The 19,917-nt window shown below is 64.0% G+C and carries 21 protein-coding genes; 9 read left to right on the plus strand and 12 right to left on the minus strand.

Annotated elements, in window-relative coordinates; genetic code table 11:
• Window positions 1-2 precede the first annotated feature (2 nt).
• Window positions 3-1,166: an alpha-hydroxy acid oxidase gene (locus ACO2Q4_RS10485; RefSeq protein WP_311758334.1), complete on the plus strand. Its 1,164-nt coding sequence runs from the start codon at window positions 3-5 to the stop codon at window positions 1,164-1,166.
• Window positions 1,167-1,184: 18 nt separating this feature from the next.
• Here the strand turns inward: ACO2Q4_RS10485 and ACO2Q4_RS10490 are convergent, their stop codons facing one another.
• Window positions 1,185-2,198, minus strand: coding sequence for an acyltransferase family protein (locus ACO2Q4_RS10490; protein WP_311758333.1), 1,014 nt, complete (start codon window positions 2,196-2,198; stop codon window positions 1,185-1,187).
• Between the two features lie 174 nt (window positions 2,199-2,372).
• On the opposite strand from ACO2Q4_RS10490, the gene ACO2Q4_RS10495 reads away from it, so the two are divergent.
• The 3 genes from ACO2Q4_RS10495 to gluQRS all read left to right on the plus strand — a co-directional run bounded on the left by ACO2Q4_RS10495 (window position 2,373) and on the right by gluQRS (window position 5,277).
• Window positions 2,373-2,996 carry a 50S ribosomal protein L25/general stress protein Ctc gene (locus ACO2Q4_RS10495; protein ID WP_311758332.1) on the plus strand — a complete coding sequence of 208 codons (624 nt, stop codon included), beginning with the start codon at window positions 2,373-2,375 and terminating at the stop codon, window positions 2,994-2,996.
• Window positions 2,997-3,100: 104 nt separating this feature from the next.
• Complete coding sequence (gene trmFO / locus ACO2Q4_RS10500; RefSeq protein WP_423319139.1) at window positions 3,101-4,441, plus strand: methylenetetrahydrofolate--tRNA-(uracil(54)-C(5))-methyltransferase (FADH(2)-oxidizing) TrmFO; 1,341 nt, start codon at window positions 3,101-3,103, stop codon at window positions 4,439-4,441.
• Window positions 4,438-5,277: a tRNA glutamyl-Q(34) synthetase GluQRS gene (gene gluQRS, locus ACO2Q4_RS10505; protein WP_423319141.1), complete on the plus strand. Its 840-nt coding sequence runs from the start codon at window positions 4,438-4,440 to the stop codon at window positions 5,275-5,277. Before trmFO ends, gluQRS begins: the two co-directional genes overlap by 4 nt.
• Here gluQRS and hisI read toward each other — a convergent pair.
• Window positions 5,259-5,624: a phosphoribosyl-AMP cyclohydrolase gene (gene hisI, locus ACO2Q4_RS10510; RefSeq protein WP_423319143.1), complete on the minus strand. Its 366-nt coding sequence runs from the start codon at window positions 5,622-5,624 to the stop codon at window positions 5,259-5,261. The two genes, gluQRS and hisI, sit on opposite strands and share 19 nt — an antisense overlap.
• Before the next feature lie 69 nt (window positions 5,625-5,693).
• Between hisI and ACO2Q4_RS10515 the strand changes: the two genes are divergently transcribed.
• Window positions 5,694-6,131 carry an iron-sulfur cluster assembly scaffold protein gene (locus ACO2Q4_RS10515; RefSeq protein WP_423319145.1) on the plus strand — a complete coding sequence of 146 codons (438 nt, stop codon included), beginning with the start codon at window positions 5,694-5,696 and terminating at the stop codon, window positions 6,129-6,131.
• Window positions 6,132-6,461: 330 nt separating this feature from the next.
• On the opposite strand, the gene recG is transcribed toward ACO2Q4_RS10515, so the two are convergent.
• The 4 genes from recG to ACO2Q4_RS10535 form a co-directional block, all read right to left on the minus strand.
• Window positions 6,462-8,573 (minus strand): ATP-dependent DNA helicase RecG, encoded by a 2,112-nt coding sequence (gene recG / locus ACO2Q4_RS10520; RefSeq protein ID WP_423319147.1) that lies wholly within the window; start codon window positions 8,571-8,573, stop codon window positions 6,462-6,464.
• On the minus strand, window positions 8,549-10,981 hold the full coding sequence (gene ligA / locus ACO2Q4_RS10525; RefSeq protein ID WP_423319149.1) for an NAD-dependent DNA ligase LigA: 2,433 nt from the start codon (window positions 10,979-10,981) through the stop codon (window positions 8,549-8,551). Before ligA ends, recG begins: the two co-directional genes overlap by 25 nt.
• A 98-nt stretch (window positions 10,982-11,079) precedes the next feature.
• Window positions 11,080-11,799, minus strand: a complete 720-nt coding sequence (ctrA, locus tag ACO2Q4_RS10530) for a response regulator transcription factor CtrA (RefSeq protein WP_423319151.1) — start codon at window positions 11,797-11,799, stop codon at window positions 11,080-11,082.
• 92 nt (window positions 11,800-11,891) lie between these two features.
• Complete coding sequence (locus ACO2Q4_RS10535) at window positions 11,892-12,167, minus strand: DUF1153 domain-containing protein (protein ID WP_311758324.1); 276 nt, start codon at window positions 12,165-12,167, stop codon at window positions 11,892-11,894.
• Window positions 12,168-12,334: 167 nt separating this feature from the next.
• Here ACO2Q4_RS10535 and mnmA point away from each other — a divergent pair, with 167 nt between their 5' ends.
• Window positions 12,335-13,504 (plus strand): tRNA 2-thiouridine(34) synthase MnmA, encoded by a 1,170-nt coding sequence (gene mnmA, locus ACO2Q4_RS10540; RefSeq protein ID WP_311758323.1) that lies wholly within the window; start codon window positions 12,335-12,337, stop codon window positions 13,502-13,504.
• Between the two features lie 2 nt (window positions 13,505-13,506).
• Here the strand turns inward: mnmA and ACO2Q4_RS10545 are convergent, their stop codons facing one another.
• Window positions 13,507-13,914 (minus strand): SufE family protein, encoded by a 408-nt coding sequence (locus ACO2Q4_RS10545; protein ID WP_311758322.1) that lies wholly within the window; start codon window positions 13,912-13,914, stop codon window positions 13,507-13,509.
• Window positions 13,915-14,056: 142 nt separating this feature from the next.
• Here ACO2Q4_RS10545 and ACO2Q4_RS10550 point away from each other — a divergent pair, with 142 nt between their 5' ends.
• A complete protein-coding gene (locus ACO2Q4_RS10550; protein WP_311758321.1) occupies window positions 14,057-14,578 on the plus strand; it encodes a hypothetical protein in 522 nt (173 codons plus the stop codon).
• A gap of 57 nt (window positions 14,579-14,635) precedes the next feature.
• On the opposite strand, the gene ACO2Q4_RS10555 is transcribed toward ACO2Q4_RS10550, so the two are convergent.
• From ACO2Q4_RS10555 to miaB, 4 genes are all read right to left on the minus strand, one after another.
• Entirely contained in the window at window positions 14,636-15,184 is a 549-nt protein-coding gene (locus ACO2Q4_RS10555; RefSeq protein WP_395132493.1) for a GNAT family N-acetyltransferase, read from the minus strand.
• Between the two features lie 111 nt (window positions 15,185-15,295).
• Entirely contained in the window at window positions 15,296-15,568 is a 273-nt protein-coding gene (gene rpmA / locus ACO2Q4_RS10560; protein WP_134679265.1) for a 50S ribosomal protein L27, read from the minus strand.
• Window positions 15,569-15,580: 12 nt separating this feature from the next.
• Complete coding sequence (gene rplU / locus ACO2Q4_RS10565) at window positions 15,581-16,078, minus strand: 50S ribosomal protein L21 (protein ID WP_423319286.1); 498 nt, start codon at window positions 16,076-16,078, stop codon at window positions 15,581-15,583.
• A gap of 97 nt (window positions 16,079-16,175) precedes the next feature.
• A complete protein-coding gene (miaB, locus tag ACO2Q4_RS10570; RefSeq protein WP_311758318.1) occupies window positions 16,176-17,525 on the minus strand; it encodes a tRNA (N6-isopentenyl adenosine(37)-C2)-methylthiotransferase MiaB in 1,350 nt (449 codons plus the stop codon).
• Between the two features lie 67 nt (window positions 17,526-17,592).
• On the opposite strand from miaB, the gene ACO2Q4_RS10575 reads away from it, so the two are divergent.
• Entirely contained in the window at window positions 17,593-17,934 is a 342-nt protein-coding gene (locus ACO2Q4_RS10575; RefSeq protein WP_423319154.1) for a TfoX/Sxy family protein, read from the plus strand.
• Here the strand turns inward: ACO2Q4_RS10575 and ACO2Q4_RS10580 are convergent.
• Window positions 17,913-18,362: a DUF2380 domain-containing protein gene (locus ACO2Q4_RS10580; protein ID WP_423319156.1), complete on the minus strand. Its 450-nt coding sequence runs from the start codon at window positions 18,360-18,362 to the stop codon at window positions 17,913-17,915. The genes ACO2Q4_RS10575 and ACO2Q4_RS10580 overlap by 22 nt on opposite strands.
• A 178-nt stretch (window positions 18,363-18,540) precedes the next feature.
• On the opposite strand from ACO2Q4_RS10580, the gene ACO2Q4_RS10585 reads away from it, so the two are divergent.
• Entirely contained in the window at window positions 18,541-19,902 is a 1,362-nt protein-coding gene (locus tag ACO2Q4_RS10585) for an aminotransferase (RefSeq protein ID WP_423319158.1), read from the plus strand.
• The last annotated feature ends 15 nt before the right edge of the window (window positions 19,903-19,917 follow it).

Consider the following 19,917-nt stretch of genomic DNA (forward strand, 5'->3'; position numbering starts at 1 on the left):
CAATGCCCGTTATCACCTGCATCGACGATCTGAAGGCGATCTATCGTCGGCGGGTGCCCCGGATGTTCTATGATTACGCGGAAAGCGGCAGCTATACCGAAAGCACCTTCCGCGAGAACAGCTCGGACTTCGCCAGGATCAAGCTGCGGCAAAAAGTGGCCGTGGACATGACCGGCCGCACTACCGAAAGCACCATGATCGGGCAGAAGGTGGCGATGCCGGTTGCCCTTGCCCCGGTCGGGCTGACCGGGATGCAGTCTGCCGATGGCGAGATCAAGGCGGCACAGGCCGCGAAGAAATTCGGCGTCCCCTTCACCCTGTCTACCATGTCGATCTGTTCGATCGAGGATGTGGCGGCCGCGACCCAGCACCCGTTCTGGTTCCAGCTCTATGTCATGCGCGATCAGGAGTTCCTCGAGGCGATCATCGAACGGGCCAAGCGTGCAAACTGTTCGGCACTGGTGCTGACGCTCGACCTTCAGATTCTCGGCCAGCGCCACAAGGATTTGAAGAACGGCCTGTCCGCACCGCCCAAGCTGACGCTGCCGGTGATGATGGACCTGGCGACCAAGTGGCGCTGGGGGCTGGAGATGCTGCAGACCAAGCGGCGCTTTTTCGGAAACATCGTCGGACATGCCAAGGGTGTCGGCGACACCTCATCGCTGAGCAGCTGGACTGCGGAACAGTTCGACCCGCAGCTCGACTGGAACAAGATCGCGCGCATCCGCGATCTTTGGGGCGGCAAGTTGATTCTGAAGGGCATCAACGATCCCGACGACGCGCGAATAGCTGCCGATTTCGGCGCGGATGCGATCATCGTCAGCAACCACGGCGGACGGCAGCTGGACGGTGCGGCGAGCTCGATCCGCATGTTGCCCGAGATCGTCGAGGCGGTCGGCGACAAGGTCGAGATCCATCTCGACAGCGGCATCCGCTCGGGTCAGGACGTGCTCAAGGCGCTGGCCATGGGGGCGCACGCGACCTATATCGGGCGCGCTTTTATCTATGGCCTTGGTGCGATGGGCGAAGCGGGCGTGACCAAGGCGCTTGAGGTCATCAGGAATGAACTGGACATCACGATGGCGCTGTGCGGCGAACGCGATGTGCGCAACCTGGGTCGCCACAACCTGATGATCCCGCGGGACTTCCTGGAACCCTATCTGTAAGCGAAACAGGGGGGTCCGTCAGGCGGACCCTTCGCGCAGCCCGCGCTCGCCGACCGTCCGCTTTCCTGTGCGAAGCAGGCGGGCCAGATGCGGCCTTAGCCGTTCCATCACCTGCGCCAAGATGATCGGGACGACCACGCCAACCAGCAGGAAAACCGGGATGCTATCGATGCCAAGGAATCGATGGACGGCCAAGATGAAGAAAATGTGCAGGAAATAAATGCTGGAGGACCAGCCGCTAAGGTTCACCGGCAGTTCCGGCAGGTCCATCCTCAGAAAGCCCAGAAACAGGAAGACCGGTGCCGGCAGCGCAAGGAACGGTATCTCTGGCATCGCCGCAAGGCTAAGGCCATAGGTGCGCATTGAGAAGAGTGCCTCTCCCAGCCTCAGGCCGAACAGCACCGCGACGACCAGCCAGATGACTCCAAGGCGCGGCAGGCTGTCGCGACCGTTTCGCGCCACCCAACTCGCCAGAGCATAGCCGATTGCCGCGAAGGGGAAGATGACCGTGAAGCCGTTGCGCGAAAACTCCAGTGGTAATTGCCAATCGCGATAAAAGGCCAGGAAAGCCAGAACCGACCCGATGCCGGCCAGCACCGAGGCCGAGATCATCATCGGCCAAAGCCCTGTCCCGGTCCTTTCGCCAAGACTGGCGAAGGCGATGATCAGGATGGCGGCGACGATCAGCCCGGCGATATACCACAGATGCATCGTGCCCCAGACAAAGACATATGCGACATCACGCCATGTGGTGTCGGGCTCGACCCAGATCGGCGCATAGAAGACCGTCCAGAACAGATAGGCGACGACCAGACCGGACAGCCATTTCAAGGCTTTGCCCCGATTGTAGGTTACAAAGAAGCAATAACCCGAGACGACCGAGAATGCGGGAACAAGGCTGCGCAACAAGCCCATGCCGGTCAGAAAGCTCCACTCGACCAGCTTGGCATGGATGAGAATCGAGTGACCCAGAACTACCCCGACGGCGAGAAGGCATTTCAGGTAATCTATTGAAACTGAACGCTGTAACATGAAAAACTCCGCCATACATGCAAAGATTGCGCCGAAGTTGAAAACTCGACAAGCGTTTTTCCGCCAAAGGATCGGGTTTTATTCTTCACAACCTGCACCGATTACACTATAGGCGCGTCTTCGGCCATGCACCCTTGGAGGATGGCCGCAACTTCAAATGTAAGGAATACCATTATGGCCAAAGAGATCCCTGATCTGGTGGTCGAGGCACGCGCGGGGACAGGCAAGGGGGCCGCCCGCCAAGCTCGCCGCGAAGGCAAGGTGCCCGGCATCGTCTACGGCGACGGAAAAGATCCGCAGCCGATCCAAGTCGAGTTCAACTCGCTGCTGACCAAGCTGCGGGCCGGTCGCTTCCTGTCGACCCTGTGGAACCTGAAGGTTGAAGGCCAGGAAGACGTTCGCGTCGTCTGCCGCAGCGTTCAGCGCGACGTGGTGAAAGACCTGCCGACGCATATCGACTTCATGCGCCTGCACCGCAACACCCGCGTGAACCTGTTCATTCACGTGAACTTCGAAAACCACGAAGAAGCCCCCGGCCTGAAGCGTGGCGGTACCCTGGTCGTCGTCCGTCCGGAAGTCGAACTGATGGTCACCGCTTCGGAGATCCCCGATCACATCACCGTCGACCTGACGGGCAAGCAGATCGGCGACACCATCCACATCAACGATATCGAGCTGCCGAAAGGCGTTAAGCCGACCATCGACCGCAACTTCGTCATCGCGAACATCGCTGCGCCCTCGGGTCTGCGTTCGGAAGACAATGCGGAAGCCGCCGAAGGCGAAGCCACCGAGGCCTGATCGGCCCGAAGGCTGGAAAGACCGGGCGGCATCCCAGCGGATGCCGCCCTTTTTCTTGTCTTGCGGGGATGCTATCACGCCCCCCTGACGCGAAGGGACAAGACATGGAACCGATCCACATCATCGGCGCGGGCCTCGCCGGCTCGGAGGCAGCATGGCAGATTGCGCGCGCCGGCGTGCCCGTCGTGCTGCACGAAATGCGCCCCACGGTCGAAACCTTCGCCCATCGCACCGGCGACTGCGCCGAGATGGTTTGCTCGAACAGCTTCCGCTCGGACGACGACCAGATGAACGCGGTCGGCCAGCTTCACTGGGAAATGCGCGCCGCGGGTGGCCTGATCATGTCGATGGCCGACCGCCATCGCCTGCCTGCGGGCGGCGCACTTGCCGTCGACCGCGACGCCTTTTCCCAAGCCGTGACGCAGGCGCTGCAAGACGAGCCGCTGATCAGCTTTGCGCCCGGCGAAATCACCGACCTGCCCTCTCACGGACGCTGGATCGTCGCGACCGGTCCCTTGACCTCGGCCGCGCTTGGCCAGTCGATCCTTTCGGCAACCGGCGAAGGCTCGCTGGCCTTCTTCGACGCCATTGCCCCCATCGTCCATGCCGAAAGCATCGACATGTCGATCTGCTGGTTACAAAGCCGCTACGACAAGGGCGAGACCGAGGAAGAGCGCACCGCCTATATCAACTGCCCGATGACCAAGGCGGATTACGAAGCCTTCATCGATGCATTGCTGGCCGCCGACAAGACCGAGTTCCACGAGGGCGAGACTGCGGGCTATTTCGACGGCTGCCTGCCCATCGAAATCATGGCCGAGCGTGGCCGCGAAACGCTGCGCCACGGTCCGATGAAGCCGGTGGGCCTGACGAACGCCCATAATCCGACCGAAAAGGCCTATGCCGTGGTCCAGCTGCGCCGGGACAACGCCTTGGGAACGCTTTACAATATCGTGGGCTTCCAGACGAAGATGAAATACGGCGCGCAGACCGAGGTGTTCCGCCGCATCCCCGGCCTGCAGAATGCCAGCTTTGCGCGACTGGGCGGCATCCACCGCAATACGTTCCTGAACTCTCCGCGCCTGATCGACGACCGGTTGCGCCTGCGCGCGCGCCCGAACCTGCGCTTCGCGGGTCAGGTCACGGGTGTCGAGGGCTATGTCGAGAGCGCGGCGATGGGGCTGCTGGCAGGTCGCATGGCCGCGGCCGAGGCTTTGGGACGCGACCTGCCGCCGCCTGCACCGACGACCTCGATGGGCGCACTGGTCAACCACATCACCGGTGGCGCGGATGCGAAGACCTTCCAGCCGATGAACGTGAACTTCGGCCTTTATCCTCCGCTGGACGAGATGCGGGGCGGCAGGAAGGGCCGCAAGGACCGTTACCCCGCCTACACTGATCGCGCGAAAGCCGATTTCAACCAGTGGCTTGCGGGGCAGGCTTGAACCGCACGCGGTTTGCCCCTTCACCCACGGGTCCACTGCATCTGGGCCATGCCTTTGCGGCCCTGACCGCCGCCCGCCTTGCGGATCCCGGCCAGTTCCTGCTGCGGATCGAGGATATCGACCGCTCGCGTTGCCGCCCGGAATATGAGGCGATGATCACCGAGGATCTGCACTGGCTGGGCCTCGGCTGGCCGCTTCCAGTGATGCGCCAATCCGAGCGCCTGCCCGCCTATCAGGCGGCGCTGGACCGGCTGGCGGGGCTGGGCCTGACCTATCCCTGCGAATGTCGCCGCGCCGACATCCGCGCCGCGCTTTCTGCCCCGCAGGAAGGGGTGACCCCGGTGATAGGTCCCGACGGTCCGGTCTATCCCGGCACCTGCCGTCATCGCAGCATGGATCAGGCCGGACCCGAGGATGCGATCCGACTAAACATGGCGCGCGCATTGGACCATCTGCGCAGCGATGGGATCGCCTTTGCAGATGAGGGCATCGCTACCTCGCAGCACCTGTCGGCCCTGGACATGATCGAGGGCATCGGCGACGTGGTTCTGGCGCGGCGGGGCATGGGCACCAGCTATCACCTGTCGGTTGTTGTCGACGATGCGGCACAGGGGATCACGCTGGTCACGCGCGGCAAGGATCTTCTGGCTTCGACCTATATCCATGTCTTGCTTCAGCGACTGCTGGAGCTACCCGTGCCGCGCTATCACCACCACCGGCTGATCCGCGATGATGCCGGAAAGCGGCTTGCCAAGCGCGACGACGCCCGCGCCCTGCGGCTTTACCGCGAACAGGGCATGCCCGCCGCCGAAATGCGTCAGTTGCTGGGGTTCTGAGGCTGCATGATCTCGACCTCGGCCCCATCGCGGATCGCGGTGTAAAAGCAGCTGCGCCGGTTGGTGTGGCAGGCCGGGCCGCTCTGCTCGACCAGCACCAGCAGGCAGTCACGGTCGCAATCCACGCGCATCTCGACCAGCTTCTGGACATGGCCCGAACTCTCGCCCTTGACCCAGAAGCCCTGACGCGACCGCGACCAATACGTGACGTTGCGACTGTCCAGCGTGCGGGCCACGGATTCCGCGTTCATCCATGCCATCATCAGCACCTCGCCGCTGCGATGGTCCTGCGCGATCGCCGGGATCAGGCCCTGGGCATCGTATTTCAGGCTTGCGGGATCGAACATCGGCTTTCCTTTCGGTATTGCCGCACCTATCTAGACATCACGCGACCCAAGCGAAAGCCCGGACGAGACATGGCCGACACCGATCTGATGCAGCTTTATTCGCGGCGAATCCTGGCACTGGCGTCCGACATTCCGCGCCTTGGCACACTTGACGCGCCGACGGGCAGCGCGCATCGCCGCTCGCCGCAATGCGGATCGTCGGTGACCGCCCATGTCGTGATGCAGGACGGGCGCATTGCCGAATTCGGGCAAGAGGTTAGGGCCTGCGCGCTGGGTCAGGCCTCGGCTTCGGTCCTGGGGGCGCTGGCGGTCGGACTGACACGGGACGACATCGCCCAGGCGACCGAGCAGTTGACCGCGATGCTCAAGACCGATGGACCGCCCCCCTCGGCGCCCTTCGACGGGCTGGAAGCGCTTCTGCCTGCCCGCGAATTCCCCAATCGCCACGCCTCGATCCTGTTGGCATGGCAGGCGACGCTGGACGCCATCGACGACTCGCAGGGCTAACTCCCCATCCACCACCGACGCTAAAGAAAATGCCGACCCGCAAGGGGCCGGCAGTTGCGCGCATCAGAGACCGGGGAAGGTCCCGGCAGGACCGGGCGAAAGGTGCCGCCAGCGCGGGGCAGGACGATCGGCAAGCAGGATCATGCCATCAGCACGGGATGGACGATTGCCGGCAGGGAAAACAGGAATATGGCGGTCACGGATATCGCAACGACACCAGCAAGGTCGGAGAGAGTTTCGCGGGTCATGTCAGTTCTCCACGTTTGTTTCCAATTTGTTCTCACCGAATCGGAATAAAGTAAAGAACTTTTTAAGAACATTGATGGAACATCACCCGGCCGAGATCAGCCGGATCGCGCGGTCCTGATCCATCAGCCACAGCAGCAGCCGGACCGCGCGTGCGCGATCTCCCTCCATCGCGGGGTCGCGTTCCAGGAACGCCTGCGCATCCTTGCGGGCCAGCGCCATCAGCCCCGCCTGCCGTTCCAGATCCGCGATACGAAAGCGCGGCAGCCCGGATTGAGCGGTGCCGATCACGTCACCCGCGCCGCGCATGGCCAGGTCTTCCTCAGAGATGCGGAAGCCGTCCTCGGTCTCGCGCAGAATCCCCAGGCGGCGGCGTCCGGTTTCGGACAAGGGCTCATGATAGATCAGCAGGCAGCTTGACGCCTTGCTGCCGCGACCGACCCGGCCCCGCAGCTGGTGCAGCTGCGCAAGGCCAAAGCTTTCCGCCCGCTCGATCACCATGATCGTGGCCTCGGGCACATCGACGCCAACTTCGATCACGGTCGTGGCGACCAGGATGCCCGCGCGCCCTGCCGCGAAATCGGCCATCGCGGCGTCGCGTTCCTCGGGCGGCATCTGGCCGTGGACAAGCCGCACCTGATCGCCGAAACGCGCCCGCAATTCCTTGAACCGGGCCTCGGCCGCGGTCAGGTCCACGGCCTCGCTTTCCTCGACCAGAGGGCAGACCCAATAGGCCCGCGCCCCGGAATCCAGCGCACGGGCCAGGTGCTCCACGACCTCGGGGATGCGCGAATCCGCCATGACCGTGGTGCGGATCGGCTGGCGCCCGACCGGCTTCTCGTCCAGAACCGACAGGTCCATGTCCCCGAACTGCGCCAGCGCCAGCGAGCGCGGGATCGGCGTCGCCGTCATCACCAGCATGTCGGGTGGCAGATGGCTGCCCTTGGACCCCAGCTCCATCCGCTGGTTGACGCCAAAGCGGTGCTGTTCATCGATGATCGCAAGCCGCAGGTCGTTGAACTCGACCGTCTTCTGGATCACGGCATGGGTACCAACCAGAATGTCGATCCGCCCTTCTGCCAGGTCGGTCAGGATATTGGCGCGAGCGTCACCCTTGTCGCGCCCGGTCAGCACCTCAAGCCGGATACCGGCCAGCCGGGCCAAAGGCTCAAGCGCGCGATAATGCTGGCGTGCCAGGATCTCGGTCGGGGCCATCAGGACGCCCTGCCCGCCGGCCTCGACCGCGATCAGAAGCGACAGGAACGCGACCAGCGTCTTGCCCGCCCCGACATCGCCCTGCAAAAGCCGGTTCATCCGTCGCGGAGCCTGCATGTCGGCAGCGATCTCATCGACGGCGCGACGCTGCGCGCTGGTGGGCGGCCAGGGCAGCCCCGCCAGCACCCAGTCCCGCAGTCGCCCGTCCGAGCGTGTGACAAGCCCGCTTTGACGCCGCCGGTCGCGGCGCAGCAGGGCCAGCGTCATCTGGTGGGCGAAAAGCTCGTCATAGGCCAGCCGCGCCCGCGCCGGGTCCGTCGGGGAAAGGTTTCCCTGCGCCTGCGGCGCATGTGCCTGCTCCAGCGCCTGATGCCAGCCTGGCCAACCTTCGCGCGCGACCACCGCGGGATCGATCCATTCCGCGACATCGGGCAGACGCGTCAACGCGGCGCGCACCGCCTTTTGTACCACGCCTTGGGTCAAGCGGCCTGAAAGGGGATAGACGGGCTCGAATTCCGGTGGCAGCGCCGCCCCTTCGGGCGCGATGAAGTCGGGATGAACCATCTGGGCCATGCCGTCGAACAGCTCGATCTTGCCCGAAACGACGCGGCGCGCGCCGACCGGCAGTTGCCCTTCGATCCAGTCGCGACGCGGGTGGAAAAACACCAGTTGCAGATCTCCCGCCCCGTCCGAGCAATGCACACGCCAGGGCCGCCCCTTGCTGGCGGGCGGATGGTGACGCTCGACCCGGATGGTGACCCTGACTGTTTCGGGGGGCTGCGCCTCGGTCAGTCTTGCGATCGGGCGGCGACGGATGCCGGAATGCGGCAGGGTCAGGATCAGATCGCGCGGGCGGGTGACGCCCATCTGCTCAAGGGCTTCGGCCGCGCGTGGACCGACCCCCGGCAGTGTCTCGACCGATGCGAACAGCGGGAACAGGGCGGGCGGGCGCCCGCCTACCCCTGGGCGATCACCAGCCATTCGTCCTCGTCGATGACCTTGATCCCCAGATCGGCAGCCTTCTTCGCCTTTGATCCCGCCCCCGGACCCGCGATCAGCAGATCGGTCTTGGCAGAGACCGAGCCTGCGACATGCGCGCCTAGCGCCTCGGCACGGGCCTTGGCCTCGGCACGGGTCATCTTTTCAAGCGTTCCGGTAAAAACCAGCGTCTTGCCGGTGATCGAGCTGTCGGTCGCACGCGCCTCGGGCGGCACGATCTTGTGCAACGCCTGCCGCAGCCGGTCGATGGCGCCGCGTTCGCGGTCATTGGCGAAGGCGTCGGACAGGGACATGGCCAGCACTGGTCCGATCCCGTTGGCCGAAACAAGGTCCTGCCAGGCTGCCTCGGCTTCGGGCGGAACGCCTGCCTTGGCACGCACCCCGCCGCGCGCCTCGCTGACGCGGGCGCGACGGCTTGCGGCGGCGGCGGCCTTGCGTTCGGCCTCGGCCGCAAGATCGGCCTCGCGCTCTGCAAGTGCGGCGGGACGCAGCGCGTCCAGCGTTCTGACCATCGCCTCCCAATTGGCAAAATGGCGGGCCAGGTCGTTGGCCGCCACCTCGCCCGCGTGCCGGATTCCCAGTGCAAAGATCAACCGGTGCAGGTCGATCTGCCGTTTGCTGTCGATCGCATTGAAAAGGTTGTTGGCGCTGGTTTCGCCCCAGCCCTTCACCTGAGCCAGAGGCGTCGCCGAAAGTTTTTCGAACCCCCAGGCCAAGCCTTTAGTCTCGATTTCGAGCGGATCTATCCCCAAGGACACCAGCAGCTCGCGGTCCTCCTCGGCATCCGCATCCCGCAGGATGTCGCTGGCACTGGCGGACAGCATCTTGCGACCCGCTGCGTCGCGTTCGACCAGCGTGAAGATATCGGCAGGCTCGGCAATCCAGTTCAGACGATGGAACAGCTCGACCTGCTTGGCACCCAGCCCCTCGATATCGAATGCCGCGCGCGAGACGAAATGGCGCAGCTTCTCGACCGCCTGCGCCGGGCAGATCAGCCCACCGGTACAGCGCCGGACCGAGTCCCCCTCTTCCCGCGTCGCGGGAGAGCCGCATTGCGGGCAGGTCTGGGGAAACTCATAGGGAAGGGCCACAGGATCGCGCTTGTCCAGGTCGACATCCGCGACTTTCGGGATCACGTCCCCGGCGCGATAGATCTCGACCCAGTCTCCGACGCGAATGTCCTTGCCGCCCCGGATCTCGCGCCCGTCGGCACCGCGACCGGAGATATAATCCTCGTTGTGAAGGGTGGCGTTCGACACGACGACCCCGCCGACCGTCACGGGATGAAGGCGGGCCACCGGGCTCAGCGCGCCGGTACGGCCGACCTGGATGTCGATCGCCTCAAGCCGGGTCCAGGCGCGTTCGGCGGGAAACTTGTGGGCGATGGCCCATCGCGGCGTGGTCGAGCGCATGCCCAGCCGCGCCTGCCGCGCAAGATCGTTCACCTTGTAGACGACGCCGTCGATGTCATAGCCCAGCGTGGCGCGCATCTGCTCGATCCCCGACCAGACCTTGATCATCTCGGCGACTGAGCGGCACAGGCGCATATGTGGATTGATGGCAAAGCCGAACCCTTGCATCCGGGCGACGGCCCCCATTTGCGTGTCGGCCAGCGGCTCGGACAACTCGCCCCAGGCATAGGCGAAAAAGCGCAGCGGCCGCGCCGCCGTGACCTGGGCGTCCAGTTGGCGCAGCGACCCCGCCGCGGCATTGCGCGGATTGGCAAAGACACGACCGCTGTCGGAATGGTTCAGCTTCTCGAAGTCCTCGTGCGACATGTAGCATTCGCCCCGAATTTCGACGATCGCGGGAATATCGTTGCCTTCCAGCCGATGCGGAATATCCGCGATGGTGCGGGCGTTGGCCGTAACGTTCTCGCCGACCGCGCCATTGCCGCGGGTCGCGGCCTGGACCAGTTCGCCATTCTCATAGCGCAGGGAAAGCGACAAGCCGTCGATCTTGGGCTCGGCCGTGCATTCGACCGGATCCGCCGAGGAAAGGCTTAGGAAAGACCGGATGCGCTGGACAAAGCCGGTCACGTCCTCTTCGTCGAAGGCATTCTCCAGCGACAGCATCGGCAGCCGATGGGTGACCTTGGCAAAGCGCGCGTCCGGGGCAGCGCCGACCTGCCGGGTCGGACTGTCCTGCGTTCCCAATTCGGGAAAGCGCGCCTCGATCTCGGCAAGGCGGCGCTTTTTCGCGTCGTATTCCGCATCGCTGATAAAGGGCGCGTCTTCGGCGTGATAGGCGTCATTGGCGCGCTGCAGGGTTTCGGCCAGCACTGCGGCCTCGCCCGCGGCCTGCACCGGGTCAAGAGCATCCACGCCAAGGGGTGCCGCATCTGCCGGCGGGGCCCCGTCCGCAGCCTGATCCTTTGTTTCACGGGCCATCCGTCGCCTCCGCCGCAATCGCCCGACAAGGGCCTTTCTTCAGGCCCAGAGTGATAGCTTCTTGGCGGAACCCTTGTCCAGCGCGGGCAGCCGATCGGTCAGGCCATCCGCAGCGCGGCGCGGTCCGAACCCTGCCCCTCGGCCACGGGATCGCGCAGGACATAGCCGCGCCCCCAGACCGTCTCGATATGGTTTGCGCCATTCATCGCCGCCGCCAGCTTCTTGCGCAGCTTGCAGACGAAAACGTCGATGATCTTCAATTCCGGCTCATCCAGCCCGCCGTAAAGGTGGTTCAGGAACATCTCCTTGGTCAGGGTCGTACCCTTGCGCAGGCTGAGCAATTCAAGGATCTGGTATTCCTTGCCAGTCAGGTTGACCGGACGCCCGCCCACCTCGACCGAGCGCGCGTCCAGGTTCACGACCATCTCTCCGGTGCGGATCACCGACTGGCTATGCCCCTTGGAGCGGCGGATGATGGCCTGGATGCGGGCGACCAGCTCATCGCGGATAAAGGGCTTCGTCATGTAATCATCCGCCCCGAAGCCAAAGCCGCGCAGCTTGATCTCGGTATCGTCCGATCCGGTCAGGATCAGGATCGGCGTGTCGATGTGGGACATGCGGATCTGGCGCAGGACCTCCATCCCGTTCATGTCCGGCAGATCAAGGTCCAGAAGGATCAGATCGTAGTCATACAACCGCGCCAGGTCGATGCCCTCTTCGCCCATATCGGTGCGATAGACGTTGTAGTTCGCCTGCGTCAGCATCAGTTCGATACTGCGGGCGATGGTCTGATCATCTTCCACCAGAAGAATTCGCATGTCGTTGCCTTTCGTCGATCCGAGGTGATCGCCTGCATTTCACGAAAGCGTTAATATCACGTTAGCGGTGAACATAGCAAAATCAATACAACCTATAGTTGCTTAAATTTTTGCAGCCGCGTGATCTTCAATGCCTCGCTGCCGTGGCGGTCGACGGCAAGGCACCAGGCGTCGAACTCTTCTCCGGTCAGGTCATAGCGTTTCAACGCCGCGTCGCGGGTCAGCAATCCGTATTTGACCGCAGCCACGACGACTGCCTTGCGGCTGGCGACCCAACGGATATTCGCGGGGGGAAGATCGGCAAGGGTCAGGATACTGCCATCGGGCAGCACGGCAGTCCGTCGGCCATGTGCTTTCTTCACGAACATCTACAAAATCCCGTCCAGATCACCAAGTTTTGGCAGAAATTCCTTAAGTGACGGTGAAGCGCAGTGACCTTCTGGCCGGACCCGGCCTTGAGAATTCCGGGGATTTTCCCTAAATATGGCCCAAACCGGCGCCCATGCTTCCCCGAAGCGCCGCCAAAGGACGATCCATGACAAGCCGCAGCCAAGCCCTTCGCGCCGACGCGCCAGATACTCCATTGAACTCGCTGGGTTTCGCGAAGCCTCCGGCGGAAACGCGCGTGGTCGTGGCCATGTCGGGCGGCGTCGACAGTTCAGTCGTGGCCGCCATGCTTGCCGCCGAGGGTTATGACGTCATCGGCGTGACGCTGCAGCTTTACGACCACGGCGCTGCGCTGGCCAAGAAAGGCGCCTGCTGCGCCGGCCAGGACATCCATGATGCCCGCCGCGTGGCCGAGCGTATCGGGTTCCCGCATTACGTCCTGGACTACGAAAACAAGTTCCGCGAATCCGTGATCGAGGAATTCGCCGACGCCTATCTGGCTGGCGCGACCCCGGTGCCCTGCATCCGCTGCAACGAGCGGGTGAAGTTCCGCGACCTGCTGCAAACGGCTCGGGAACTGGATGCCGATTGCATGGCGACCGGGCATTATATCCGCCGCTTCGACGGGGCCAACGGGGCCGAGTTGCACATGGCGGCGGATCCCGCGCGCGACCAAAGCTATTTCCTGTTCTCGACCACTGGTGAACAGCTTGATTTCCTGCGCTTTCCCCTGGGCAGCCTGAAAAGCAAGGCCGAAACCCGGGCGCTGGCCGCGGAATACGGGCTTTCTGTTGCCGACAAGCCGGACAGCCAGGACATCTGCTTCGTGCCGAACGGCAACTATGCCAGCGTGATTGAAAAGCTGCGCCCCGGATCTGCCGATCCTGGCGAGATCGTCGACATGGACGGCAACGTCCTGGGCGAGCATCGCGGCGTCATCCACTATACCATCGGCCAGCGCCGCGGCCTTGGCATCGGCGGGCTGGGCGATCCGCTGTATGTCGTGCGGCTTGAACCAGCTACGCGGCGCGTCGTCGTCGGCCCGAAGCAGGCTCTGGCAACCAAGATCGTGCCGGTGACCGAAGTGAACTGGCTGGGCGACGAGCCTTTCGAGGGCGAGATCGCGATCACTGCGCGCATTCGTTCGACCCGCCCACCCCGGCCCGCCATCCTGCGCCCGACCGGCAAGAACCGCGCCGAGATCGAACTGCTGGATCCTGAAGAAGGCGTAAGCCCCGGACAGGCCTGCGTCTTTTATGCGAATGAGGGCACGCGCGTCCTGGGCGGCGGCTGGATCTCGCACCGCCGCGGCGGCTGATCTCAGGCGGTCGCGGCCAGCAGACGGATGCGTTCGACCATCGCGCGCAATCCGTTCGAGCGTTGGGCCGAAAGATGCTCCTGCAGTCCCAGCCGACCCAGTTCGGCGGGCGCATCCACTGCGCCGACCTCGGCCAGGGGCACGCCCGAATACAGCGCATGCAGGATCGCGACCAGCCCCCGCACGATCAGCGCATCACTGTCGCCCTGGAAATCGAAGCGCCCGCCTTCGATCAGTGGCATGATCCAGACCTGACTGGCGCAGCCGTCGACCTTCGTCGCCGGGACTTGCAGCGCCGGGTCCATGGCGGGCATCGCCTTGCCCAGTTCGATGACATGCCGATAACGCTCTTCCCAATCCTCAAGAAAGTCGAAGGTCTCGGCGATTTCTTCAAAGGCAGGCGTGGCCATCAGGCGTCCTTTCGCAGTCGGGCAGGTTCGGGGGCGGCTCTGGCATAGCGCGACCCGCTCCCAAGGTCAAAGAGGCTTTCGCGCACCGGCACTTTGCCCTATCACTTCGCGGAAACCGGGACAGGACGAGGGGCGATCGGACATGCGGATCAGGACATTGGGCCATATCGGCTGTGCGATGCTGGTGCTGGCGGGATGTGGGCGTTTCGGCGACAGCGGCGGCAGCGGCTGGAACCCTTTCGGCTGGTTCGGCGGCGGCTCCTCGAATCAACCGACCTCGCTTGAGCCCGAAGGTGGCTATCCGACCGGCGTCTCTGACGGGCGAGTGGGGATCGCGCAGATCACCGGCGCGCGTTGGGAGCCGCTTTACGAAGGCCGCCTGTTGGTCGTCACCGCCGTTCCCGCGACAAAAGGCTGGTGGAACGTCGAGCTTGTGACCGAAGTGCCGATGCCGCGCGGCCGCACCCGCGCCGATGACACCGGCACCCTCCGCCTGCGCCTTGTCGGGAACCCACCCGCCCCGGACAGCGTCGCCGGTCGCAGCACCCCTAACCCGGCAAGCGACACTGTGACGGCGGCACTAACCATTTCGAACGAAGCGCTGGTCGGCCTGCAAGAGGTCGTGATTACCGGCGCGAACAATACCGTGACCCTGCGGAAGTAAGCGGGCATGGAAAAGGGCGCCACCGGGCGCCCTTTCGTTTTCTGACCGAGAATGGTCTCAGGCCATCTTGCGCAGATAGGTCCAGGTGGGCACACGGGCGTCCCGCGCGACGGACCAGCTTTCAGCATCACCCAGATATTCAAAGCCGCAATTCGTCAGGACACGGGCCGAACCGGGATTGTCCTGAAACGCCTCGGCGAACAGAGTGCGCGAGCCATGCGGATTGGCGGCGACAAGAGCCGCGACCGCCTCGGTCGCAAAACCGGTATTCCAGAAACCCGCGCCGATCCAGAAGCCCAGTTCGGACTGGTCCGGTTCGATGCGCGTCAGCGAGACCACGCCCAGAAGCTCGGCCAGCTTGTTGGCAGAGCCGTCGATGGCCCAGACATCCTCATCCCGCTCGGCCGAGATGGCACGCGTGACATAGGCCTCGGTCGCACCCGGCGGAAGCGGATGGGGGATCGAGCGCGTGCCTTCGGCTACCCGACGGTCCTGGGTGTAATGCGCGATCAGCCCCGCATCGGAACGCCGCAGCGGCCGCAGGACAAATCGTTCGGTCGCGATCTCGGGCTGCCTGTGCAGGTCCGGCGCGAACTGGTCGTTCATCAAAGTCTCCTCCCTCGTCCTCACGGAATATATGGGCGCGATCTCTGGAAAACCGAAGGGGACCGGCTTGCGCCGATCCCCCTTTTTAAGCACCTAGGTGTTAAAATCGGCTTATTCGGCAGCCTCGAGATTGGCCGGCAGCACGGAAATGTAGGTGCGGCCCTTGAGACCCTTGCGGAAGGTCACCTTGCCGTCGGTCAGCGCGAACAGGGTGTGGTCGCGGCCCATGCCGACGTTCGCACCGGCCCACCAGGTGGTGCCGCGCTGACGCACGATGATGTTGCCTGCGACGGCGGCCTGACCACCGAACAGTTTCACGCCAAGACGGCGACCAGCCGAATCGCGACCGTTGCGGGACGAACCGCCTGCTTTTTTATGTGCCATGGGTCAGTCTCCTCAGTTGGCGGTTTCGGCGTCGTGGCGGCGTGCAAGACGCGCACCGACAGCAGCTTTGACGTCGGACTTGTCCGCGCCTTTTTCCAGCAGCTCGGTGACGCGAACCAGGGTCAGTTGCTGACGGTGGCCACGGGTGCGCTGCGACGAGTGCTTCCGGCGGCGCTTGACATAGGTGATGACCTTGTCAGCCTTGATGTTGTCGATGACTTCCGCCTGAACGGCGGCACCGGCAACCCGCGGCGCACCGACGGTCGAGCCGATCATCAGCACTTCGTTGAACTGGATCTTGTCGCCAGCTTCGGCGTTCAGTTTTTCAACGCGCAGCACATCACCGGCCTGAACCCGGTATTGCTTGCCGCCCGTCTTGAGAACTGCGAACATTCCGTCTTTCCTTGCTTCCATCGCGTCCTTCGGCCCCTGCGTGGCAGGTGTTCGTCGGGTCCCGGACCCGCCTTCGGACAGCGCACCCGCATATCGGGTGAGATTAAAATAACGCACCGGCAACGGGCAGACACCCGGCCGGTCGCGGGTATATGGCGGATTCGAGGGTGAAAGTCAACATGAATGCAGGCATTCACGCCCCGAAAGCCCAGCTTCAGGCGATCAGTTCTCCGCCCAGAGAATTCGCTGCGCTGTGGGTGATGCGCACGCGCACAAGATCGCCGACGCTGGCGCCCGGCGCCTCGACGAAGACCGCGTGCAGATAATCCGACTTGCCGACCATCTGGCCCGCAAGCCGTCCCGGTTTTTCGAACAGCACGCTAAGCTCGCGTCCGACCATGCCTTCCTGCGCAGCCTTCTGCTGACTGGACAGCAGGGACTGAAGCTCCTGCAGGCGGGCGTCGGCGATGGCGCTGTCGACCTCGGGGCGGTCATAGGCGGGCGTACCCGGACGTGGCGAATACTTGAAGCTGAAGGCCGTGCCGAAATTCACGCGGCGGACCAGGTCCAGCGTGTCGGCATGGTCCTGGTCGGTTTCGCCGGGGAAGCCCACGATGAAATCGCTGGTCAGCATGATGTCGGGGCGCGCGTCGCGGATGCGGTCGATCAGACGAAGATACTGATCGACCGTATGCTTGCGGTTCATCGCCTTCAGGATGCGGTTCGAGCCGGATTGCACCGGCAGGTGCAGATAGGGCATCAGCTTCGCCTCGGCCCCATGCGCCTCGATCAGGTCGTCGGCCATGTCGTTCGGATGGCTGGTGGTATAGCGGATGCGGTCCAGTCCATCGATTTCGGCGACGGCGCGGATCAGGCGGCCAAAGCCCCATTCCCCGCCTTCGGGGCCAGCGCCGTGCCAGCCGTTGACGTTCTGGCCAAGCAGGGTGATTTCACGCACGCCGCGCGATACCAGGTCACGCGCCTCGCGCAGGATGCGGTCCACGGGGCGGCTGACCTCTGCCCCGCGGGTATAGGGCACGACACAGAAGGCACAGAACTTGTCGCAGCCCTCCTGCACGGTCAGGAAGGCGGCGGGGGCGCGGCGGGTGGCGGCGGGCTTCGGCAGATGCTCGAACTTGTCCTCGGCCGGGAACTCGGTATCGACGCCCCTGCCCGCGCGGGCCATGGCGGGCAGGCGGTGATAGGCCTGCGGACCGACCACCAGATCGACGATCGGCATCCGACGCTGGATCTCTTCGCCCTCGGCCTGCGCGACACAGCCGGCGACGCCGATCTTCAGGTCGGGACGCTCGGCCTTCAGCGGCTTCAGGCGACCCAGATCGGAATACAGCTTCTCGGCCGCCTTCTCGCGGATATGGCAGGTGTTCAGCAGCACCATGTCGGCTTCAGACTGGTCCTCGGTCAGGACATAGCCTTCGGCGCCCATGGCCTCAGCCATGCGCTGACTGTCATAGACGTTCATCTGGCAGCCATAGGTCTTGATGAAGAGCTTCTTGGCCGCCGATTTCTCAATCTGGCCGGTTGTGCTGGCTTGGTCGGTCATGCCGTGCTGTCCTTGGAGTTCGCGCGCTGATACAGGAAAGCACGCGCCTTGGAAAGTCTGGGGAAGAATGTCCGACCTGACCGACATCCCGAATATCGGCCCCGCCACCGCCCGCGCCCTGATCGCAGCAGGCGTTCCAGACGCCGCCACGCTGCGCGGGATGGGCGCGCATGAAGCCTATCGCGCACTGCTGGCCGGGGGCGAGCGCCCGCATTTCATCGGATATTACGTCCTGCACATGGGCTTGCAGGGTCGCCCGTGGAACGATTGTCGGGGCGAGGAAAAGGACATGCTGCGTCGCGAATTCGACAAGCTGGTCGCGCAGGTGCGTGGCGCGGATTCCACCGGGATCGAGGCCGCCTTGCGCGAAATCGGCCTGATCGCACCTCAACCCGCCTCGCGCAGCTGACGCGCCAGAAAACGACCCGCCCGCCGCCACGCCTCATCATTGTCGCCGCGGAAATTCAGTTCCCGGTGCGTGATAAGGCGCCCCTGCCCGACATCGACCACGTTCGCAAAGATCTGCAGGATCAACGTGCTGGATTTCTGCACCACGATGAAAACACCGCGCTCCGCCCCCCGCGACTTCAGAAGATCGATCAGGCAATCCGTCGTCTCGCGCACGCAGGCGGCCTGAACCTCCTCCCTGCCAAGGACGGTGCCCGGCAATTCCTCGGCCAGAACCGAGGCCATCAGGTCCAGTCGCCTCTGGTGGTCCTGCACCTGATCCTTGGCCTCGTACGAGGTGTCGAGCAACTTGATCGGAAGGATCACAGGCGGCTCTGCCCGCGCGACCACCGGCAGAAGCATCAAAAGAAGCATGAACAGCTTGCGCATGGCACCACAGCCCGCGTTGCAATCGCCGAAAGTGTGCCTGCCCCGCCATGCCCGGGCAAGCCGGAAAAACGTCGCAACATCCGTGCGTGACCCTGCGTGGCGTCCACTTGCCTGCCCATTGAATGCGCTTGAATGCCCGGATAGCCTGACCCCAACCATGAGGACGGAGGCTGACGCCATGAACCAACCGCAAAGCTGGGAAGCCCGCGCCAAGGAGTATTCGCTTTACGGCTTTACCGACATGCCCTCGGTCCACCAGCGCGGCACGGTGGTCGTGACGCATGGCGAGGGCCCCTATATCATCGACACCAACGGGCGGCGTTACCTTGACGCGAATTCCGGGCTTTGGAACATGGTCGCGGGCTTTGATCACAGGGGCCTTATCGAGGCCGCGAAGGCCCAATATGACCGCTTTCCCGGCTATCATTCCTTCTTCGGCCGCATGTCCGACCAGACCGTGATGCTGTCCGAAAAGCTGATCGAGGTATCGCCCTTTGACACCGGGCGGGTCTTCTATACCAACTCCGGGTCCGAAGCGAATGACACCATGGTCAAGATCCTGTGGTTCCTGCATGCCGCCGAAGGCAAGCCCCAGCGCCGCAAGATCCTGACGCGCTGGAACGGCTATCACGGGGTGACGGCGGTTTCCGCCAGCATGACCGGCAAGCCCTACAACTCGGTCTTCGGCCTGCCGCTGCCGGGCTTCATCCACCTGACCTGCCCGCATTACTGGCGATTTGGCGAGGCGGGCGAGACCGAGGAACAGTTCGTCCAGCGGCTTGCGAAGGAACTGGACGAAACGATCCAGCGCGAGGGCGCCGACACCATCGCCGGCTTCTTCGCCGAGCCGGTGATGGGCGCCGGGGGCGTCATCCCTCCGGCAAAGGGGTATTTCCAGGCAATCATGCCGATCCTGAAAAAGCACGACATCCCGATGATCTCGGACGAGGTGATCTGCGGTTTCGGTCGGACCGGGAACACCTGGGGTTGCGAGACCTATGACTATGTCCCCGACGCGATCATCTCGTCGAAGAACCTGACCGCGGGCTTTTTCCCGATGGGTGCGGTGATCCTGTCCGGCCCCCTGTCCGAGCGCGTGCAGAACGCCATCGAGGCGATCGAGGAGTTTCCTCACGGCTTCACCGCCTCGGGGCATCCCGTCGGCTGCGCCATCGCGCTGAAAGCGATCGACGTGGTCATGAACGAGGGGCTGGCCGACAATGTGCGCCGCCTTGCCCCCCGGTTCGAGGCAGGGTTGCAGCGCCTGGCGCAGAAACCGAACATCGGCGAGTATCGCGGCATCGGCTTCATGTGGGCGCTTGAGGCGGTCAAGGACAAGCCGACCAAGACCCCCTTCGACAGCTCGCTTTCGGTCAGCGAACGGATTGCGAATACCTGCACCGATCTTGGCCTGATCTGCCGTCCCTTGGGTCAGTCGGTGGTGCTTTGCCCGCCCTTCATCCTGACCGAGGGCCAGATGGACGAAATGTTCGAAAAACTGGAAAAGGCGCTCGACACGGTTTTCGCCGAAGTCGCCTGACGCGTGCGGGCGGTC

It is taken from the genome of Paracoccus sp. KR1-242 (assembly GCF_049446195.1).
Classification (GTDB): domain Bacteria; phylum Pseudomonadota; class Alphaproteobacteria; order Rhodobacterales; family Rhodobacteraceae; genus Paracoccus; species Paracoccus broussonetiae.

Bases quoted from the DNA above. Each gene is read 5' to 3' on its own strand.
- ACO2Q4_RS10485 (WP_311758334.1), top strand. From the start codon at position 3: ATGCCCGTTATCACCTGCATCGACGATCTGAAGGCGATCTATCGTCGG.
- ACO2Q4_RS10490 (WP_311758333.1), bottom strand. From the start codon at position 2,198: ATGTTACAGCGTTCAGTTTCAATAGATTACCTGAAATGCCTTCTCGCC.
- ACO2Q4_RS10495 (WP_311758332.1), top strand. From the start codon at position 2,373: ATGGCCAAAGAGATCCCTGATCTGGTGGTCGAGGCACGCGCGGGGACA.
- trmFO (WP_423319139.1), top strand. From the start codon at position 3,101: ATGGAACCGATCCACATCATCGGCGCGGGCCTCGCCGGCTCGGAGGCA.
- hisI (WP_423319143.1), bottom strand. From the start codon at position 5,624: ATGTTCGATCCCGCAAGCCTGAAATACGATGCCCAGGGCCTGATCCCG.
- ACO2Q4_RS10515 (WP_423319145.1), top strand. From the start codon at position 5,694: ATGGCCGACACCGATCTGATGCAGCTTTATTCGCGGCGAATCCTGGCA.
- recG (WP_423319147.1), bottom strand. From the start codon at position 8,573: ATGGCTGGTGATCGCCCAGGGGTAGGCGGGCGCCCGCCCGCCCTGTTC.
- ligA (WP_423319149.1), bottom strand. From the start codon at position 10,981: ATGGCCCGTGAAACAAAGGATCAGGCTGCGGACGGGGCCCCGCCGGCA.
- ctrA (WP_423319151.1), bottom strand. From the start codon at position 11,799: ATGCGAATTCTTCTGGTGGAAGATGATCAGACCATCGCCCGCAGTATC.
- ACO2Q4_RS10535 (WP_311758324.1), bottom strand. From the start codon at position 12,167: ATGTTCGTGAAGAAAGCACATGGCCGACGGACTGCCGTGCTGCCCGAT.
- mnmA (WP_311758323.1), top strand. From the start codon at position 12,335: ATGACAAGCCGCAGCCAAGCCCTTCGCGCCGACGCGCCAGATACTCCA.
- ACO2Q4_RS10545 (WP_311758322.1), bottom strand. From the start codon at position 13,914: ATGGCCACGCCTGCCTTTGAAGAAATCGCCGAGACCTTCGACTTTCTT.
- ACO2Q4_RS10550 (WP_311758321.1), top strand. From the start codon at position 14,057: ATGCGGATCAGGACATTGGGCCATATCGGCTGTGCGATGCTGGTGCTG.
- ACO2Q4_RS10555 (WP_395132493.1), bottom strand. From the start codon at position 15,184: ATGAACGACCAGTTCGCGCCGGACCTGCACAGGCAGCCCGAGATCGCG.
- rpmA (WP_134679265.1), bottom strand. From the start codon at position 15,568: ATGGCACATAAAAAAGCAGGCGGTTCGTCCCGCAACGGTCGCGATTCG.
- miaB (WP_311758318.1), bottom strand. From the start codon at position 17,525: ATGACCGACCAAGCCAGCACAACCGGCCAGATTGAGAAATCGGCGGCC.
- ACO2Q4_RS10575 (WP_423319154.1), top strand. From the start codon at position 17,593: ATGTCCGACCTGACCGACATCCCGAATATCGGCCCCGCCACCGCCCGC.
- ACO2Q4_RS10580 (WP_423319156.1), bottom strand. From the start codon at position 18,362: ATGCGCAAGCTGTTCATGCTTCTTTTGATGCTTCTGCCGGTGGTCGCG.
- ACO2Q4_RS10585 (WP_423319158.1), top strand. From the start codon at position 18,541: ATGAACCAACCGCAAAGCTGGGAAGCCCGCGCCAAGGAGTATTCGCTT.